4 protein-coding genes are annotated in these 3218 nt (G+C 66.7%); 3 read left to right on the forward strand and 1 reads right to left on the reverse strand.

The window, feature by feature from the left end:
- Nucleotides 1-50: 50 nt before the first annotated feature.
- From ABWP50_RS13315 to dapE, 3 genes are read left to right on the forward strand one after another with little or no spacing between them, the layout of a single operon-like run.
- A complete protein-coding gene (locus tag ABWP50_RS13315; RefSeq protein WP_353218472.1) occupies nt 51-722 on the forward strand; it encodes a glutathione S-transferase in 672 nt (223 codons plus the stop codon).
- Nucleotides 722-1468, forward strand: a complete 747-nt coding sequence (locus tag ABWP50_RS13320) for a DUF1499 domain-containing protein (RefSeq protein ID WP_353218473.1) — start codon at nt 722-724, stop codon at nt 1466-1468. Before ABWP50_RS13315 ends, ABWP50_RS13320 begins: the two co-directional genes overlap by 1 nt.
- Entirely contained in the window at nt 1465-2619 is a 1155-nt protein-coding gene (dapE, locus tag ABWP50_RS13325) for a succinyl-diaminopimelate desuccinylase (protein ID WP_353218474.1), read from the forward strand. The genes ABWP50_RS13320 and dapE overlap by 4 nt, the downstream gene beginning before the upstream one ends.
- Here the strand turns inward: dapE and ABWP50_RS13330 are convergent.
- A partial coding sequence (locus ABWP50_RS13330) for a M48 family metalloprotease (RefSeq protein WP_353218475.1) occupies nt 2583-3218 on the reverse strand: 636 nt, incomplete at its 5' end. The genes dapE and ABWP50_RS13330 overlap by 37 nt on opposite strands.

Here is a 3218-nt window from a genome sequence, read left to right on the forward strand (position 1 = left end):
GGGGCGATTGCGCGATGGTCATGCCAGGCCGAACAACTGGGTGCGCGCACATGAAGATCATCATTGGCAATCGCAACTATTCCAGCTGGTCCTTGCGCGGCTGGCTCGCCATGCGGCAATCGCTGTTGCCGTTCGAAACCGATCTGCGCGTGATGGATTCGCCCGATTGGGTGTCGGGCGCTTCCAAGCAGGACATGCCATCCGGGCAAGTGCCGGTGCTGTGGGATCACGGCACACCGATCTGGGATTCGATGGCCATCATCCTGTATCTGGCCGACAAGGCCGGGCATGACCGGTTCTGGCCGCGCGAGCCCCGGGAACGCGCGCTGGCCTATGCGATGTGCGCTGAAATGCACAGCGGGTTCAAGGCGTTGCGCAGTGGCTGCCCGATGAATTTGCAATATAATTTCCCGGATTTCGTGCCCGCTGCGGATGTAATGGACGATGTGCACCGCATCGAAGCGCTGTGGCACCAGGCGATCAGCCGCTTTGGCAGCGAAACCGGTGAGCCCTGGCTGTTTGGCCGGTTTGGCGCGGCCGATATCATGTTTGCGCCGGTGTGCACCCGCATCAACAGCTATAACCTGCCGGTCAGTGCGGACGCGCGCGCCTATGTGGGCCGGGTGCTGGCGCACCCGTTCATGGCGGAATGGCACGCATTGGCCATGGCCGAAGATTATCCGTTCACACGTTATGAAATCCCCGGTGGAGTGCGCATCTGATGACAACGACGACCGAAACTGCTGCTGCACCGCGCAAGTCCAGCAATATTGCCCGTGCCACGCTGGCGGCGGCCGTGATGGTGCCGCTGGCGGGACCGTTGCACCGCTTTGATGTGCTGGGCTGGCAGGCCGGGCTCGGCCTGTTTGCCATGGCGGCGCTGCTGGCGGGCATCGGCGCGATCTGGTGCCTGGTGCTGTTGCTGCGCCGGCGCGGCGGCACCATCACGGTGATGGCCGCCGCCGTGGGCCTTGCGGCGCTGGCGGCGCCGGTCACGCTGGTGCTGGCCGCTGGCGACAAGCCGCCGATCAACGACATCAGCACCGATACAGTGTCCCCGCCCGAATTTGTGGCCATCACCGCCGATCTGCGCGGCGATGGTGCATCGCCGATCGGTTACAATCCGGCCTTTGCGCCGCAGCAGGCGCGGGCCTATCCGGAAATCCGCCCGCTTGATCTGCCGGTGCCGCCAGACCGTGCCTTTGAACTGGCGCTGGCCGCCTGCAACGAAAATTGGCAGATCATCGCCAGCGACCGCGCCGCCGGCCGCATCGAAGCCGTGGAGCGCGGCATGTGGTGGGGATTTCGCGATGATGTCGTCATCCGCCTGACTGGCACGCCGGCGGGCACCCGCGTCGATGTCCGCTCAAAAAGCCGCGTCGGGCAAAGCGATCTGGGCGCCAACGCCAAGCGCATCGCCGCCTATCTTGACCGGCTGGCAGCGGGGATGCGCAAAGCCGGCGCATGATTGATCCCATCACGCTTACGCAGCAGCTGATCCGCTGCCCCAGTGTCACCCCGGCCGACGAAGGCGCGCTTGGCGTGCTGGAATCCGCGCTGGCGGGCCTGGGCTTCACCTGCACCCGCCTGCAATTTGGCCACCCGCCTGACGGCCCGATCGACAATCTGTTCGCCACCATCGCCGGCGCGCAGCAAGGCCTTGGCGGGCCGCATTTCGCCTTTGCCGGGCACACAGACGTGGTGCCGGTGGGCGATATCGCCGGCTGGAGCGAGGATCCGTTTGCCGGCGAGATTCGGGGTGGCTTCATCGTCGGCCGCGGCGCTGCGGACATGAAGGGCGCGCTGGCCGCCATGGTCAGCGCCTGCGCCCGCCATCTGGCCAGCGGGCCCTTGGTGGGCCGCATCAGCCTGATCATCACTGGCGACGAAGAAGGCCCCGCCACCTTCGGCACCGCGCCGATGCTGGATTGGCTGGAGGCCAACGCGCTGGTGCCAGACATGTGCCTGGTCGGCGAACCGACGTCGCAGGCCGTGCTGGGTGACATGATGAAGATCGGCCGGCGCGGCAGCCTGAATGCGTGGATCACGGTCAATGGCGCGCAGGGCCATGTCGCCTATCCGCACCGTGCCGCCAATCCGATCACGCCGCTGGTCGCCATCCTGGCCGAACTCAGGGCGCGCACGCTGGATGAGGGCAATGACTGGTTCCAGGCCAGCAATCTGGAAATCACCGATATCAGCGTCGGCAATCCGGCCACCAATCTGATCCCGGCGCAGGCCCGCGCCCGCATCAACATCCGTTTCAATAACCAACACAGCGGCGCAGCGCTGGCCGACTGGATCCGCGCCACCGTCGCCGCCCACGCGCCCAGCAGCCACGTCGAAGTGAAAATCTCCGGCGAAGCCTTCCTGACCGAGCCGGGCGCGCTGTCCACATTGGTGGCCGGCGCCATCCACGACGTCACCGGCCAGACGCCGGAATTGTCCACCACCGGCGGCACCAGCGACGCCCGCTTCATCCGCCGCCTGTGCCCTGTGGTCGAATTCGGCGTGCCCGGCCAATCAATGCACAAGGTGGACGAACACGCCGCCGTGGCCGACATCGCCGGCCTGGCTGCGATTTACGAAGCCGTGCTGGCGCGGGCCTTGGCCGGCTGAGATTGGGGCTGAGATTGGGGCCGGCTTGCTGCGCACATCGCGCGCAGCGCCTGCCATTGCCCGGCGTCAAGCGCCGGCGTCACACCGCTGCTGAGCGCGGCGGTTTTGAACAGGCGGGACCGGCTGCCATCGTCGGGGTGCGACGCGGCAAAATCCGCCAGCCGCGCCAGCCGCTCTGCCGCTGCATCCAGATCGCCCTGCTTGTCTTGCTGCTTTTCCGCCTGTTTGCCTTGCGGCTTGGCGGTCGTCACCGCTTTGCCGGGCGTGGCTTTGCTGGTCTGGCGGTCAAAGAAATCGGCGGTTGGCGCCGTGGCGACCTTGGCCGCCTTCAGCAGGTCAATCGCGCCATCATCGGCCGCCGCCTCCGCCTCCCGCGATGACGACAGCAGCAGCAGCGTATCAGCGCCGGCACCGATATTGCCGCCGAGCGATTGCAGCAGCAGCGACAAGCCGAGCTGCCGCACCAGGGCCCGTTCCGAATCGCGCGCCTTGATGTGCGACAGCTCGTGCGCCAGCACGCCGGCCAGCTCGTCCGGGCTTTGCGCATCGGCAATCAGCTTGTCGAAAATCACCACCTGGCCGCCGGGCAGCGCCATGGC

This window comes from Sandarakinorhabdus sp. (assembly GCF_040398645.1).
Taxonomy (GTDB): Bacteria; Pseudomonadota; Alphaproteobacteria; order Sphingomonadales; family Sphingomonadaceae; genus Sandarakinorhabdus.

Coding starts and splice junctions, on each gene's coding strand:
- ABWP50_RS13315 (WP_353218472.1), top strand. CDS start 51: ATGAAGATCATCATTGGCAATCGCAACTATTCCAGCTGGTCCTTGCGC.
- ABWP50_RS13320 (WP_353218473.1), top strand. CDS start 722: ATGACAACGACGACCGAAACTGCTGCTGCACCGCGCAAGTCCAGCAAT.
- dapE (WP_353218474.1), top strand. CDS start 1,465: ATGATTGATCCCATCACGCTTACGCAGCAGCTGATCCGCTGCCCCAGT.